Source organism: Bacillus sp. BF2-3, from assembly GCF_008368795.1.
In the GTDB taxonomy this organism is placed as follows: domain Bacteria; phylum Bacillota; class Bacilli; order Bacillales; family Bacillaceae_G; genus Bacillus_A; species Bacillus_A cereus.
Map to the genome: position 1 here is coordinate 187,410 of NZ_QOSA01000020.1, position 15,767 is coordinate 203,176.

Genomic DNA, 15,767 nt, shown 5'->3' on the forward strand with positions numbered 1-15,767 from the left:
TATGAAAAAGAAAATTGGTTTGCTTGTAATGGCATACGGAACGCCATATAAAGAAGAAGATATTGAACGTTACTATACACATATTCGTAGAGGAAGAAAGCCAAGTCCTGAAATGCTGGAAGATTTAACAGAGCGTTACCGTGCAATTGGTGGTATTTCTCCTTTAGCTACTATTACATTAGAGCAAGCTAAGAAGTTAGAGAAGCGTTTAAATGAAGTACAAGATGAAGTAGAGTACCATATGTATCTTGGCTTAAAACATATTGAACCGTTTATTGAAGATGCAGTGAAAGATATGCATAACGACGGAATACAAGATGCAATCGCACTTGTTCTTGCACCTCACTATTCTACGTTTAGCGTGAAATCATACGTTGGACGAGCACAAGAAGAAGCTGAGAAACTTGGAAACTTAACAATTCATGGCATTGATAGCTGGTATAAAGAGCCGAAATTCATCCAGTACTGGGTTGATGCAGTGAAAGGTATATATAACGGTATGTCAGATGCAGAGCGTGAAAAAGCAGTATTAATCGTATCTGCACATAGCTTACCAGAGAAAATTATTGCAATGGGCGATCCATATCCAGATCAATTAAATGAAACAGCGGACTATATCGCGCGCGGAGCTGAAGTAGCAAACTATGCAGTAGGCTGGCAAAGTGCAGGAAACACACCAGATCCTTGGATTGGTCCAGATGTACAAGATTTAACGAGAGAACTAAATGAAAAGCACGGTTATACTTCATTCGTATATGCACCAGTTGGATTTGTTGCGGAACATTTAGAAGTTTTATATGACAACGACTTTGAGTGTAAAGTTGTAACGGATGAAATTGGTGCAAAATATTATCGTCCAGAAATGCCAAATGCATCGGAGGCATTTATTGATTGTTTAACAGATGTTGTATTAAAGAAAAAAGAATCTGTACTGTAAGAAGAAAGGAGGAGCCTGCTTGAGGAAAAAAGTTGTGATCGTCGGCGGAGGCATCACTGGATTAACAGCAATGTATAACTTACAAAAAAATATTCATGAAAAAAACTTGCCGATTGATACATTACTTATAGAAGCATCGGGTAAACTTGGCGGAAAAATTCAAACCGTTCGAAAAGATGGATTTACAATTGAGCGCGGACCAGATTCTTTCTTAGCACGAAAAGAAAGTGCAGCTAGATTAGTGAAAGAATTAGGTCTTGGCGATGAACTTGTAAATAATCAAGCCGGTCAATCATTTATCCTTGTAAACAATCGGTTACATAAAATGCCGAATGGATCAATGATGGGAATTCCAACGCAAATTACGCCGTTTCTATTTTCCGGGCTGTTCTCCCCAATTGGTAAACTAAGAGCTGGCTTTGATCTATTAATGCCGAGGTCAAAGCCAGTATCTGACCAATCACTCGGACAATTTTTCAGACATCGTCTTGGAAACGAAGTGGTTGAAAACTTAATAGAGCCGTTACTATCGGGTATTTATGCAGGGGATATTGATGAAATGAGCTTAATGTCAACATTCCCGCAAATGTATCAAATTGAGCAGAAACATCGCAGTATTTCACTCGGTATGCGTACGCTCGCTCCGAAAGAAGAGAAAGCTGAACCGAAAAAGGGAATGTTCCAAACAGTGAAAACAGGTTTAGAATCTATCGTAAAATCTCTCGAAGTAAAGATGCATGAAGGTACGATAATAAAGGGAACTCGCATTGAAAAAGTTGCGAAACAGGGTGATGGTTATACGATTACTCTTAGTAACGGAAAAGAAATAGAAGCGGACGCCATCGTAGTGGCAACTTCGCATAAAGTATTGCCGTCCATGTTTGCTCAGTACAAGCAGTTTCGTTTCTTCCGTAATATTCCATCCACATCCGTTGCGAATGTGGCACTTGCTTTCCAAAAGTCTGCAATCCAGCGCGATATTAATGGTACAGGATTTGTCGTATCACGAAATAGCGATTACACCATTACAGCATGTACGTGGACGCATAAAAAATGGCCACATACAACGCCAGAAGGAAAAACACTCCTTCGCTGTTACGTTGGACGTGCTGGTGATGAAGCGGTTGTAGAACAAACTGAAGAAGAACTCGTTCAGCTCGTACTAGAAGATTTAAGGAAGACGATGGATATTACAGAGGATCCAGAGTTTACAATCGTAAGTCGCTGGAAAGAAGCGATGCCTCAATATACAGTGGGCCATAACGAGCGAATGAAAAAGCTCACAACATTTATGGAGAAAGAGTTGCCAGGTATATACTTGGCAGGTAGCTCCTATGCTGGTGCTGGACTTCCAGACTGTATGAATCAAGGTGAGGAAGCTGCAAAGCGTGTATTATCTCATTTGGAGAAAGTAATAGATGCTGAATTAATCGCACAATAAATTATAAGAAACGCCTTCAATCATATTGAAGGCGTTTCGTTTATTATATAAAATACTTATTCGCCAATAAACATATATAAGTTATTTGGCTTTATAACAGCATCTCCTGCATAAATAACCCAATCTGTTAAGTTATCAAAATCTAAATGATAACTATTTCCTTCACTCATATCTTCTATAAAATATGGTTCATTGATGAGTATTCCTTGAATCAGGTCTTCTGTAATATGTTGCATTTCAAACCACATATGTTCGCTTTTACCCTCTTCATAGGAAACACCAAACTTAGCGAGAAAACGAAACTCTTCATTGGATTTTTCAATTTGAAAAATATTGCTGAAATACTCGAAAGTATTTTTCGCATTATAAGCCATACGATCGGTTTCACTATTTGTTTTATAGAACATGAGCCCTGTAGCTTCCTCGTGTTCTTTGAAAAAACTTTCAATATATTCTTCTGAAGTATTAAATTTGAATAAGAGAACGGATGGAGATTGATGGTATTCATCTCGGGCATCCATTCCGCCTAAGAATGTATTTTGTGCATCTATTGGCTGTAATTTCACTTCTTCATCCTTGATTGAAGATAATTGGTCCATACTCGTTTTATGCCCTATATAAGATAATCCTTTCTCCCACGGAACAGCGACTGTATGTATAGAACCTTGCTGACTATGCGCGATAACGATAGGCTCATTCATAGGGACTTGTCCATTCTCAACGGCATTATTAGCAAATGTTTGAAAGAGATCGCCAATGCCGTAGTAGGAAGAAATGCGATTTGGAATAATTAACTCTATTTCAGTTACGCCCGCTCTTAAAAGGCCGTGTGTATGAAACCAATGTTGCGTAGGCTCGCCTTCTTTATCGTCTTCATAAACGGAATGAATAACGTATAAGTCAGGAATGTCAGGTAATAATTCATTTTCAACGTGATATTCAATATAGCTTCTAGATAGCACTTTCATTGCTGCACTTGAATCAATTACAAATAACAAATCTGGGGCGAGGTTCCATAAAAACTGTAACTGCTGGAAAAAGCAGTCCAGTACATCGCCTACAAATAGCGTACGAGTGAAAATTTTGGTGCCGAAAGCCGCATCTTCAAAATTACGATCTATGATTGTAGAATCTTGTCTATTGTACATTTTATATTCTTCTGGGTCATTCGCCTCATCAATATACAGTTCATACGGTATGATTGTTTCATCCATATGTAACTCAACAATAAGGCTTGTCTCATCACTATAAACAATTTTTAACTCATCAACTTTAGTAGCAATAGTTTCTAGTCGTTGTTTTAACTGCTCAATTGTAATTCTAGTTGGTATAACAGCAATCATATCTGAAAAATGACGTTCTAATGTTCCATTCATAGCTGCGCGGTATGTTTCTGTTTGCACTTCCATCCAATCACTCCTATTCAAATGAATCCATTTTACATGCCAATCAAATGTCGATATTTTCTGTTTTCTCTCTCTAACATTATAGAGTGCATTTGTAGAAGGTGTAAAATTATTATTTTGTATTATAGTTTGAAAGCTTGTAAATTAAATAAATCTTTTGTAAAATTTGTCGAAAAATAGTTCTATATAACGAATCATTTGTTATGATAGAAATGCTGAGAAAATATGAAATAGGGAGAGGAAAATGGCTGTGAAGAAATTGTTAAGCGTCTTTTTATCATTCTTGCTATTGCTTTCATTTACTGGAACTTTAGCGCAAGCAGAAGAAACTGCTTCTATGTCAGTAGAAAAAGCAATTCAAGTATTTAAGCAGCAAGGGAAAACGAAGGGGATTGTGGAAGGATATATTGTCGGATATACGCAAAGTTCTTCTAAATATACGAAGGATCCAGCTAAGTTTGATGATACAAACGTAGCAATTGCAGATTCGCCAAACGAAACGAATCCAGACAAAATCATGCCCGTTCAGTTGCCAAAAGGTGATGTGAGAACGGCAGTGAATGTAAAAGATCACCCTGAAAATATCGGGAAGAAAGTTAGTTTGACTGGGACTCTTGAATTATATTTTAGTAACCCAGGTTTAAAATCAGTAACAGCTTATAAGTTTCAAGGTGAAGGACAAAACCGTGTTAGCGATGTAGTAGCTTCACCGAACGGCGGAGAAGTTGCTAAAGGAACAGCGGTAACATTAACGACGAATACAGAAGGCGCAACAATCTACTATACGTTAGATGGCTCTAATCCTACTAATAAAAGTGTTCGTTATAATGGACAAATTATAGTGAATGAAAATAGTGTAGTGAAAGCAATCGCAGAAAAAGAAGGACTTACTTCTTCAGCAATTTCGACATTTTCATTTATTATCGTAAATAATGAACCAGTTCGTATTCATGACATTCAAGGAAAATCACATATGTCTCCTTACAACGGGAAGAAAGTAAACAAAGTGGAAGGCGTTGTCACAGCGCTTGATAAAAACGGCTTTTATATAGAAGATAATCAGCCAGATAATGATCCAGCTACTTCAGAAGGTATGTACGTATATAAAAAAGATGCGAATGTAGCAGTAGGAGATCTTATTCAAGTTGATGGAGTAGTAGAAGAATATGTTGGACCAGGATATGCAGAGCGATTTGAAACAGACTTAACGACGACAGAAATTAAGGCGAGTCGCGTTGCTGTAATCGCAAAAGATCAATCTTTGCCAGCACCGATTGTACTTGGGGAAAACGGTGTGAAAATCCCGGACCAGATTATTGATAATGATGCATTCGGTTTATTTGATCCAAATGAAGATGCAATCGACTTTTATGAAAGTATAGAAGGCATGCGTGTTACGATGCCAACACCAAAAATTATTGCACCTCAGAAAAATGGAAATTTATATGTAACAGTAAAAAATGGTGGAGATAAAATAGTAACACAATATGGCACACCTCTATTAGATGAAAACCAATTAAACCCAGAGCGTCTTTCTGTGAAAGTACCTCGTGATTATGTAGCAAAAGTAGGAGATATTTTTACTGGAGATATAACAGGGGTAGTAGGATATGATTACGGTTCTTTCCGTATTTCGTCAATAACAGAACTGCCAGCTGTAGTGGATGGTGGATTTAAGCAAGTAGGCGCAAATATTCAGCCACGTCTTGATAAGTTAACGGTTGCTACATATAACATTGAAAACTTCTCAGCGAATAAAAAAGAAACAACAGATGAAAAGGTAAAAGCGTTAGCGTATTCTATTAAATACAACTTAAAAATGCCAGATATTATCGGTGTAGAGGAAATGCAAGATAATAACGGATCAATTAATGACGGTACAACAGATGCGTCATTAAGCGCAAAACGTATCATTGATGCAGTGCTAGAAATTCGTGGACCGAAGTATGAGTATGTAGAAATCGCTCCAAACAATAATCAAGACGGAGGAGCACCAGGAGCGAATATTCGCGTCGGCTTCTTCTATAATCCATCACGCGTGAAATTAGCGACGGTACCAAAGTTACTTGATAAAAATGTTGTTCGTATTGGAGACGAAAATCCATTATTTGAAAGTACACGTAAACCGTTAGCGGCAGAATTTACGTTCCAAGGACAAAACATTGTTGTCGTTGCAAATCACTTAAACTCAAAACTAGGAGATGCAACGCCATTTGGAAAAGTGCAGCCGCTCGTATTAAAAAGTGAAGACAAACGAATTCAGTTAGCACAAGAGGTAAATCATTTCGTGCAAGGAATTCAGAAAAAGAATACGAATGCACCAGTTGTCGTGTTAGGTGATATGAACGATTTCGAATTCTCTAAACCACTAAAAACACTAGAGGGAACAATCTTAAAAGATATGTTAAACACAGTGCCAAAAGAGAATCGTTACACGTACATTCACGAAGGAAATGCACAAGTGTTAGATCATATTTTAGTAACAAATAATATCGCACCACACACAATTGTAGATCCAGTGCACTTAAACTCAAATATAATGAAAGAGCACGGACGTGTAAGCGACCATGACCCAGTACTTGCTCAAATTGATTTGAAGAAAGCTTCTTAAAGAAAGGAACGCTTAGGTAACTAAGCGTTCTTTGTTTGCATCGTTATAGAATAGTATAAAGAGATGATTCCTTTTTTTGTAATCTAATGATAAAATTGATTGAATATTTAGTTTTTAATAAGGAGGACAACAATGCAGTTACAAATAAATGGAAAGGTAATGAATCAGTTTGCAATTTTTTTTAGTACGATCATCATGCTTCAGTTTGTAGCTGATATAACAGGACTTACAAGCAATCTAGATATTACGTATAACTTAATACATACAGCAGCTTCTTATATAACATTTAGTTTGGCGGTTATTTTCACTTTAATAGGTGCAAGAAGAGAATTAAGTAAATATGCAATTGTTTCATTATGTTTAGTAATAGCGATTAAAGCGATTTATTTTGTAGCGGTTGTTATTTTATGGGGATTGGCAGGTACACCGTAAGTGAATAGTAAATAAAACCCTAATTTCCAATATAGTAAGGAAATTAGGGTTTTATTATACTTGAAACGCTTTTCTGCACCGCTCTCTTTTTTGCAACCTTCTTCTATATTTTTTTCTATCACGTTTTACTCCTTGTATATACATGATTAAGCTAACGAAGAGGAAGAAGGCACATTGTATTGTCAAAATATATGGTGACATGCCATGCAGCGGCTGCCTTGGATCATATAAATGAATAGGTGCTCCGCCTATTGTAGGGAGTACCGTATTTAGCAGGACGTAAGGAATAGAGGTAGTTGCAAATGGAAATAGAAGCGCCATATAGTCCTTTTGGGACCATGCAGATGCAGCAAGTCCTAAAAGAGCCATCAAACCTGCAAATAAAAAATTAATTCCGATATATACAGCAATGTAAGTGATGGGGGAAGTTTCATATAAGTTTGCGAACATCCCGTTATCATTTATAATGCCTGAACCAGCCGTTGGTACTCCGTCTGGAATGGTTAATTTGCAAAATAATAACGATAAGATGAATGGAAATGTATAAAGAAGTCCGCCGCAAAAAAATGTAACGATATATTTCGTTACTGAATAAGAAAATAAAGAAATTTCTTTACTGACAAACGGTTTAAAACCATCGGACTTATCCGAGTTATAACTTGTACTAAAGGGAAGACTTGCAATAACTGGCATTAATAATAAATAAACATCCATTTCATTTCCACGAAATCCAATCCATTTAATATCCGTCGATATAGGTCCATTCGCAGCGTCTCCTAAATAACGAATTACATAATAATAATGATAAATACAAATAAGAACAAATCCACTAAACATAATAATTAAAGAAACACGATTACAAAAAGCTTGCTTTATATTTAAACGAAGCGCACGCATCATGACTGAAAAAGCCTCCACTATTTTGATAAACTTGTCTATTTTCTATATTACTATTAATTGTAAAGATTTTCTTGTTTTTTTATTTGATTATTTGAAAAAGAGGAATTTTGTTGTTGTGAAGTAAGGTTTAGCTGAAATTAATTTTTCTAAAATATGGTTGACAATTAATTATTACATTTGTAATCTTAATTATAGATTACAAATGTAATACTTAGGAGTGAAACATACGATGACAAATCAATTACCTAAAATATCTGAAGCGGAATTAGAAATTATGAAAGTACTTTGGTCGAGTTCTCCGCAAACAGCGAATGAAATTATAGAAGAACTGGAAGATGCAATGGACTGGAAACCGAAAACAATCCGCACATTAATTAATCGATTAGTACAAAAGGAAGCCGTTTCTTACCATCAAGATAAAGGGCGTATGTACGCTTATTATCCGTTAGTATCACAAGATAATTATTTGCAAGTGGAAACGAAATCTTTACTAAAACGTTTTTGCGGTGCAGCGTTTAAGCCATTACTTGTTAATTTCTTAAAAGAGGAGAAATTATCTTCAGAAGATATTAATGAATTAAAACGCATCTTAGATGAGAAGACAGAGGAGAATAAGAGGAAGGATCGATAAAAATGATAAACACGCTTATAAATGTATACCTTCCTCATTTTTTTGATTGGCTTATAGAAACGTCACTTATGGCTAGCATATTAGTCGGATTTATTTTATGTATAAAAGTTCTATTTAGAAATAAATTAACCCCCCGGTGGCAATATATGCTGTGGATCGTATTAATGATAAGACTCCTTTTACCGTGGTCGCCAGATAGCTCTTATAGCATTTACTCATTACTTTCCTATCGTTCTAGTGTATCGGAAGTTATTCCAAAAAATATGCCGGCTACTGAGAATATAGTGAACATAGAAAGCGACCGTAAAGTGGAATTGGAATCAAATCCTAAAATGGTGACAAAAACTAGCGAACCGGAAGTAGAAGTAAGTTCGGAACAACAGACTACATTTTCTTTATACAAAATTGCTTTGTATGTGTGGCTAGCTGGGGTCATCGTATTAGCATATATTACGTTTCGTACAAATAGACGGTTATATTCGTACATAAAGAAACAACCGGATATTACGAATGAACAGGTCGTTACAGTGTTTAATCGCTGTAAGCAGTCTATGAAAATAAAGAAGGCAGTTTCGTTACGTCTGGCGGGAAAGATTGCGAGCCCAACTGTGTTTAGTTTCTTTCGTCCGAAAGTATTACTATCAAAAAAACATATGAAAGTATTAAATGAACAACAATTACAATATGTCTTTTACCATGAGTTAGCTCATATTAAGAGAAACGATGTAGCTGTAAATTGGATTATGTACAGTTTAATCCTATTAAATTGGTTCAATCCGATTCTTTGGTACGCCTATTTTTGTATGCGAGAAGATCAAGAATTAGCCTGTGATGCATATGCACTTACTTTTATAGATAAAGAGGAACAAATTGCATACGGTCATACAATTATTACCCTTCTAGAACATTATTCCTATCAAGTACCAAGCCTAGCAAATTTAAGTAGAAATAAACGAACACTAAAAAGGAGAATCGTTATGATTAAAAAATTCCAAAAGAAATCGTATCGCCTTTCTTTACTTGGAGTGATTGCGATAGCAGCTATAGCAGGCGGATTTTTATTAAATGCAAGGATAACTGAGGGAGATGAAAGACAGGAAGAAAAAATTGTAGGAAAAAAGCAACATAAAGCGGCTTTTGAAGAAGCGATAGAAACAGTATTAGGTACACCAGAGAATGCAAGTAGAGAATGGGGTATGTCGATAAAGTCATATAAAATGAATACAGATTTTTTGTATTTGGCAGAAAAGAATTTTACGAAAGAAGAATTTGAGCAGTATGTTCAATTATTTAAGGAAGCGCAAGAAATTCATAAGAAAGCAATGGTTAAGAAAAATGTGCCTGAGAATTATGATGGAGATACAAAGGAATATAAACCTGAACGCTTGAAGAAAGCTGATCAAGAAAGATTAGCTACTATTGAGAAGACATTAAAGCCGCTTGAAGATAAGCTGGAGAAGTCTTTAACATATACTATAGAAGAAGCAAAAGAACATGTACCGTATCAAATTAAGCAGCCGACTTATATACCAGAAGGTTATGAGCTAAAGAGAGAATGGGCTGACTCATATTTTGGAAGAGATGTAGAATTAGTTATTAAATCAGAATATACAAAAGGGAAATATGGTTTTACGATTTATCAGTCAAGGATGTATATGGATGGTAATGTTAATGGTGGTAAGGATCCACTACACTATATGATGCCTGGAGAAGAGAATTTAGAAAGTTATAGTTTAGACGGGAAAGGAATGGTCTATAATAAATCTTCTCATGGAGAGGGGAAGTTAAGAGGCCTTAAAATGTTTGTACCAGCACAAGGTAAGAATAGTGATTATCAAATTGTCATAGTGAATGATATTTTTACAAGAGATACAAAGATATACGAAGAGATAATCGATGATGAGCTAACTAAGAAAGAAATGGAGAAAATATTACTTTCTATGTCAAAATAATAGACAGTGTTCTTAACCTTTGGTTTTAAGAACACTGTCTATTTTATTAAATTTCTAGTGGGATCTAGTCAGCAATTATTTACGAATATATTCTAGCTTTCCATACAAGTATACTTTTTGATAAACTATGGACAGTATGATATACACTGACTGGAATTTTTTTATACTGGAAATAATAAAAAGAGAACTTGTATAGAATGTAAGCGTGTGGTAATATCAAAGATGTACTGATTGACTATATTATCCAATTGGTCATTTTTGGAGGTGACAATGTGGCGATAGATCGAAAACGTTCTATTATTGAAGCTGCAACAAAGTCTTTTTCAGCGTTCGGTTATAAAGCAACAACGATGGATCAAGTAGCGAAGTTAGCGAATGTAGGAAAAGGAACGATTTATACTTTTTTCAAAAATAAAGAAGAGCTATTTGGTGAAATTATTTCTAATTTAATTACAGAAATGAAGCAAGTTGCAGAAAGTGCAATTCGTTCAGATGTTTCATTTTTTGAAAATGTACATAGAGCATTATATAGCATCTTGGAATTTAGAAAAGAACATCAGCTCATGATTAAATTAATTCAAGAAGAGCGCGATATGGGAACGAAAGAAGTACAAGAAGTTATGCAACAAGTTGATGTGGAAATCGTTTCTGTTATTCAATCGTATTTAAAGATTGCGATTGAAAAAGGTGAAATTAGCAAATGTGATCCAGAAATTACAGCATTTATTATGCTTCGTCTATATGTATCGCTTATTTTTGATTGGGAAAAAAATCACGAACCGCTAGAAAAAGAAAAAATTGCAGAGTTATTTGAACTTTATTTATTAAAAGGATTGTCAAACTAAGATAATCCTTTTAATTTTATAAAAAATGACCAAATGAACAATGCGGTCATATATTTAAGTTAAGGGGGGATATAGAAAAATTATAATCATAATAAGAAAAAGTTGCATAGTAATAAATTCAGGGATAAGGCATATGTATGAACAAGTATAGCCTTTTTGTTTGGGTAAAAATGACTATATGAACATTTTGGTCATTTTATAAAAAGGGGGAGAAATTATGAAAGGGAATCAGTTACTTCGGAAAGAGTTCACGGAAATTATAAAAAGTAAAAAAATATTAATTCCAATTATTGCGGTCTTATTCGTACCGATTTTATATGCAGGGATGTTTTTGTGGGCCTTTTGGGATCCGTATAAACAGTTAGATGACTTACCAGTTGCAGTAGTCAATTTAGATAAAGGCGCAGTATTTGATGGGAAACCAATTGAGGTCGGAAAAGGGCTCGTTGATAATTTAAAAGATAATAAAAGTTTTAAATGGGAGTTCGTAAGTGAAAAAGAAGCGAAGAAAGGAATGGAAGATAGAAAGTATTACATGTTAGTGCGCATTCCAGATGACTTCTCAAGTAACGCTACAACGTTACTAAAAGACAATCCAAAGCCATTAAACTTAGAGTACATTCCAAATGAAAGTTTAAACTTCTTATCTTCACAAATTGGAGGAACAGCCATTGAAAAGATTAAAACTGAAGTATCAAGCACGTTAACGAAAACATATGCAGAGAAAATGTTCGATTCTATTAAAGACGTCTCAAAAGGATTAGCAGATGGAGCGGAAGGGGCAAGTAAACTACACGACGGATCAAGTGAGTTGCATGATGGTTCAAGTAAAGTGACGGATGGCCTTCATACGCTTCAAGGGAAATCTGGGGAGATGAAGGATGGAGTTGGGAAACTATTTGATGGATCTGGGAAAGTGACAGCAGGTTTAAATACGTTAAATAGCAAAACCGGTGAAATGCAAATAGGTATCGGGAAATTAGTAGATGGCTCCGGAAAAGTAACAGATGGTTTACATGTATTAAATAGCAATGTAGGTATCGGAAAATTAGTAGATGGGTCAGGAAAAGTAACAGACGGTTTACATGCACTAAATGGCAATGCGGGTATCGGGAAATTAGTAGACGGCTCAGGAAAAGTAACGAACGGTTTAAATACGTTAAATAGTAAAACAAGTGAGATGCAAACAGGTATCGGAAAATTAGTAGATGGGTCAGGAAAAGTAACAGACGGTTTAAATACGTTAAATAACAAAACGGGTGAAATGCAAAAAGGTATTGGCGAATTGCGTGATGGATCTGAGAAAGTGACCGGTGGTTTGAACAAGTTAGTAAGTAAATCCGGTGAATTAAAAACAGGAACAACTGATCTATCAAATGGTATGGAACAACTGGTTGGGGGACAAAAACAATTAGAGGTAGCTTCTCAAAAAATTGAAAAGGGTTTGCAAGATTTAAATAGTAAAGTGAAAAGTTCTGCTGCAGGTTTAGAGGAAATACAGTCGAAAGGCCCTTCTATATTGAATACAGTAAATGAGAAAATAGATGGAGCTGGGGCGAATGTAAATCAGTTAAATGAACTTACGCAATCAACAGCAGGAGATGCAAAAAATGCAGCGCAAGATGTAGCGAATTTACAAAAGCAAATCGAGAGTTTACCGAAAGAATATCAAGAGCAGTTACAACCATTTATAACAAGTGCTGTAAAAAGTACAGCTACAGTTCAACAAAAAGCTGCCGGAGTAGCAGGTGGAACAAATAAATTAAATGAAGAAGTAAAACAATTAAAAGGCGAAATAAATCAAAAAACAAGTGATGCACAAAACAAACTACCGAATACAGCGAAATTGGACTCTTTAACAGAGGGTATTGAGAAATTATCCAGTGCACAAAAAGGATTTGTTGAAAATTTCCAAGGGTTTGGTAAGAATTTAAATGTAGCAAAAGAAGGCACAAATAAATTTAAAAATGAATCCGGTCAATTAATTGATGCGATAAATCAATTAGCAGATGGCTCTGGTCAAGTAACAGGCGGTTTAGGAACATTATCTGCAGGAGCAAATCAAATGGCAGGTGGTGTACATCAATTAGCAGATGGCTCAAGTCAAGTAACAGGCGGTTTAGGAACATTGTCTGCAGAAGCAAACCAAATGGCAGGTGGAGTAAATCAATTAGCAGATGGCTCAAGCCAAGTAACAGGCGGTTTAGGAATATTATCTGCAGGAGTAACGAAATTAGCGGATGGCTCAAGCCAAGTAACAGGCGGTTTAGGAACATTATCTGTAGGGGTGTCCCAATTAGCAGATGGCTCCGGTCAAGTAACAGGCGGTTTAGGAACATTATCTGTAGGAGCAAATCAAATGGCAGGTGGAGTAAATCAATTAGCAGATGGCTCCGGTCAAGTAACAACAGGCTTAGGTACATTATCAAATGGCTCAACCCAGCTAATCGACGGAGTAAATAAACTAGCAGACGGATCAGGAAAAGTAACTGATGGACTAGTGAAAGTAAACGATGGTTCAAGTGAACTTGCAGAGAAACTTGGCGAAGGAGCAGAAAAAACTGGTGAAGTAAAAGGGACGGATAAAACGTATGATATGTTTGCAAGTCCTGTAAAAGTGAAGACGGAGAAAATGGCGGAAGTTCCAAACTACGGAACTGGATTTACGCCGTATTTCCTATCACTCGGTTTATTCGTTGGGGCATTACTATTATCTATCGTATATCCATTACGTGACACAGTTGGTGTTCCAAAATCAGGGTTTAGCTGGTTTATTAGTAAGTTCGGTGTTTTACTATCGGTCGGTATTATTCAAGCGATAGTAGCAGATGTTATATTACTGTTCGGATTAGGTGTAGAAGTACAAAGTATTCCGTACTTCATACTCTTTAGTATCGTTACAAGTTTAGCGTTTATTTCATTAATTCAATGTTTAGTAACAGCATTCGGTGATGCAGGCCGTTTTATCGCCATCATCACATTAATTATGCAGCTTACAACGAGTGCCGGAACATTCCCGCTAGAATTGATTCCGAAGTTTTTACAACCATTCAATGCTTGGTTACCGATGACATACTCTGTATCAGGATTGAAAGCAGTCGTATCAAGTGGAGACTTTGACTTCATGTGGCAAAACATAGGAATGCTCATGATCTTTATCGTTATATTATCACTTGGAACGATCGGTTCTTTAACTTTGATGCACAAACGACAATTTAAAAATGTTGCTGAAAATCAATCGGTTGAAGCATAGATAAAAGCACCTTTTTGGTGCTTTTTTATTTTAATAGAGGGCATCTTTTCCTTAGTTCATCTATAAATCTTTCTACAAGCTATAGAAACGAAAGAAAAGGAATTACAACAATTTACAGAGAAACATAGGGTAGAGGAGTTGATATGATGAAAGGCAATCTTACTTATTATTTTATCGTAAATCCGCTAATCATCTTTCTTGTTTATGCCCTTTCATCTATATTGTTTGATAAAGAAGTATATACAAGTATGAAAGATGCATTTGGAATACTTACGTTCTATGTAGTAAGTCTATGAACGCTTCAACATTCGAACTTGTAATGTATCCAAGCGTTATATATTCATCTTCATAGTAAAATATTATTTTTTTGTCAAAGATTCTTCTCTTCGTTTCTATGGATAGAATTTTTTCATAATCAAATTCGGCAATGAATGTGTTTTTATATTGGCTAAAAAAGAGAAGTCTTTGATTAGTAGCAAGTAACATGCCAGGATACGGGACTTTATGCGTAATCATATAGCCAGTAAGTGAACATTTTAAAGTAGATAAAATTTTTTCTTCTTTATGTAATAGTTGTTTTGCAGCTGTTAAGATTGGATTCATTGTATACATTCCTTTTATTTTGATATATGAATATTGTATCAAGAGTAAAAAGATTCTCAATATGTAATATTGCATATTGGCCGTTTTATAGTTGTAATATTATTTTTAAAAAGAAAAAGTACGAGGTGATTCAATGATACGGTTAGTAAAAGAGACTGATGCAGAAGCAATTATGAATATTAGAAAAGAAATTATATTATCGGAAACTACTACAAAATTTTTCATAGTATCCCCAAAGAAGTTACCGAATGATATGAATGCAGAAAGAGAAAAGATACGGAAAAGTAATGAGAAAGGTAATCTTTATATCGTGTATGAAGTAGATGGGAAAGTAGTTGGCTTTTTAATTTTCAACCGATATGAACTAGAACGGTTACAACACGCAGGCACAATGGGAATGGGGATTAAAGAGGCGTATTGTAATCAAGGCATCGGCACGAAATTAATTGAATTTCTTATTAGTTGGGCGAAAGGGCAGAAAGGTTTAGAGAAAATTTGTTTAGGTGTAGTTTCTGTTAATGATCGGGCAATTAAAGTGTACAAACGTATGGGCTTTGTAGAAGAAGGCAGACAACGAAAGCAAATAAAGTATGAAGATGGATCATATGGAGATGACGTATTGATGGGGTTTTATATTGAATAAAGGATATATGGTATTAAGAAAAGGAATGTACATAACGTAAATTTCTAAAAGCAGTATATTGCCCATGCATTAACAGACTTTTACCTATGTATAATATTAATATAGTAAAATCA

The 15,767-nt window shown here is 35.4% G+C and carries 13 protein-coding genes; 10 read left to right on the forward strand and 3 right to left on the reverse strand.

Features of this window, described 5'->3' with window-relative positions; all coding sequences use genetic code 11:
* Nucleotide 1 precedes the first annotated feature (1 nt).
* Both hemH and hemY read left to right on the forward strand, forming a co-directional pair.
* Nucleotides 2-937, forward strand: coding sequence for a ferrochelatase (gene hemH, locus DN401_RS16510; RefSeq protein ID WP_000726779.1), 936 nt, complete (start codon nucleotides 2-4; stop codon nucleotides 935-937).
* A gap of 19 nt (nucleotides 938-956) precedes the next feature.
* Complete coding sequence (gene hemY / locus DN401_RS16515) at nucleotides 957-2,378, forward strand: protoporphyrinogen oxidase (protein WP_078439368.1); 1,422 nt, start codon at nucleotides 957-959, stop codon at nucleotides 2,376-2,378.
* A gap of 56 nt (nucleotides 2,379-2,434) precedes the next feature.
* On the opposite strand, the gene DN401_RS16520 is transcribed toward hemY, so the two are convergent.
* Nucleotides 2,435-3,787, reverse strand: coding sequence for a DUF4026 domain-containing protein (locus tag DN401_RS16520; protein WP_100654944.1), 1,353 nt, complete (start codon nucleotides 3,785-3,787; stop codon nucleotides 2,435-2,437).
* A 241-nt stretch (nucleotides 3,788-4,028) separates the two neighbouring features.
* On the opposite strand from DN401_RS16520, the gene DN401_RS16525 reads away from it, so the two are divergent.
* Both DN401_RS16525 and DN401_RS16530 read left to right on the forward strand, forming a co-directional pair.
* Nucleotides 4,029-6,395, forward strand: a complete 2,367-nt coding sequence (locus DN401_RS16525; protein ID WP_100654943.1) for a DUF6359 domain-containing protein — start codon at nucleotides 4,029-4,031, stop codon at nucleotides 6,393-6,395.
* 132 nt (nucleotides 6,396-6,527) lie between these two features.
* Nucleotides 6,528-6,827, forward strand: a complete 300-nt coding sequence (locus DN401_RS16530) for a hypothetical protein (protein WP_001176843.1) — start codon at nucleotides 6,528-6,530, stop codon at nucleotides 6,825-6,827.
* Nucleotides 6,828-6,881: 54 nt separating this feature from the next.
* Here DN401_RS16530 and DN401_RS16535 read toward each other — a convergent pair whose 3' ends face one another.
* The gene (locus DN401_RS16535; protein ID WP_000984145.1) at nucleotides 6,882-7,727 is read right to left on the reverse strand and encodes a hypothetical protein; all 846 of its coding nucleotides are present in this window, start codon (nucleotides 7,725-7,727) and stop codon (nucleotides 6,882-6,884) included.
* A 229-nt stretch (nucleotides 7,728-7,956) separates the two neighbouring features.
* Here DN401_RS16535 and DN401_RS16540 point away from each other — a divergent pair, with 229 nt between their 5' ends.
* The 5 genes from DN401_RS16540 to DN401_RS29895 all read left to right on the forward strand — a co-directional run bounded on the left by DN401_RS16540 (nucleotide 7,957) and on the right by DN401_RS29895 (nucleotide 14,704).
* Nucleotides 7,957-8,358: a BlaI/MecI/CopY family transcriptional regulator gene (locus tag DN401_RS16540; RefSeq protein ID WP_000184509.1), complete on the forward strand. Its 402-nt coding sequence runs from the start codon at nucleotides 7,957-7,959 to the stop codon at nucleotides 8,356-8,358.
* Between the two features lie 2 nt (nucleotides 8,359-8,360).
* Nucleotides 8,361-10,310 (forward strand): M56 family metallopeptidase, encoded by a 1,950-nt coding sequence (locus DN401_RS16545; protein ID WP_002204830.1) that lies wholly within the window; start codon nucleotides 8,361-8,363, stop codon nucleotides 10,308-10,310.
* Nucleotides 10,311-10,582: 272 nt separating this feature from the next.
* Complete coding sequence (locus tag DN401_RS16550) at nucleotides 10,583-11,155, forward strand: TetR/AcrR family transcriptional regulator (RefSeq protein ID WP_000963381.1); 573 nt, start codon at nucleotides 10,583-10,585, stop codon at nucleotides 11,153-11,155.
* 217 nt (nucleotides 11,156-11,372) lie between these two features.
* A complete protein-coding gene (locus DN401_RS16555; RefSeq protein WP_127063853.1) occupies nucleotides 11,373-14,408 on the forward strand; it encodes a YhgE/Pip domain-containing protein in 3,036 nt (1,011 codons plus the stop codon).
* A gap of 146 nt (nucleotides 14,409-14,554) precedes the next feature.
* Nucleotides 14,555-14,704 (forward strand): hypothetical protein, encoded by a 150-nt coding sequence (locus DN401_RS29895; protein WP_000678024.1) that lies wholly within the window; start codon nucleotides 14,555-14,557, stop codon nucleotides 14,702-14,704.
* On the opposite strand, the gene DN401_RS16560 is transcribed toward DN401_RS29895, so the two are convergent.
* A complete protein-coding gene (locus DN401_RS16560) occupies nucleotides 14,679-15,011 on the reverse strand; it encodes a PH domain-containing protein (protein ID WP_001068219.1) in 333 nt (110 codons plus the stop codon). The genes DN401_RS29895 and DN401_RS16560 overlap by 26 nt on opposite strands.
* A 133-nt stretch (nucleotides 15,012-15,144) precedes the next feature.
* Between DN401_RS16560 and DN401_RS16565 the strand changes: the two genes are divergently transcribed.
* On the forward strand, nucleotides 15,145-15,654 hold the full coding sequence (locus DN401_RS16565; RefSeq protein WP_000620467.1) for a GNAT family N-acetyltransferase: 510 nt from the start codon (nucleotides 15,145-15,147) through the stop codon (nucleotides 15,652-15,654).
* Nucleotides 15,655-15,767 lie beyond the last annotated feature (113 nt).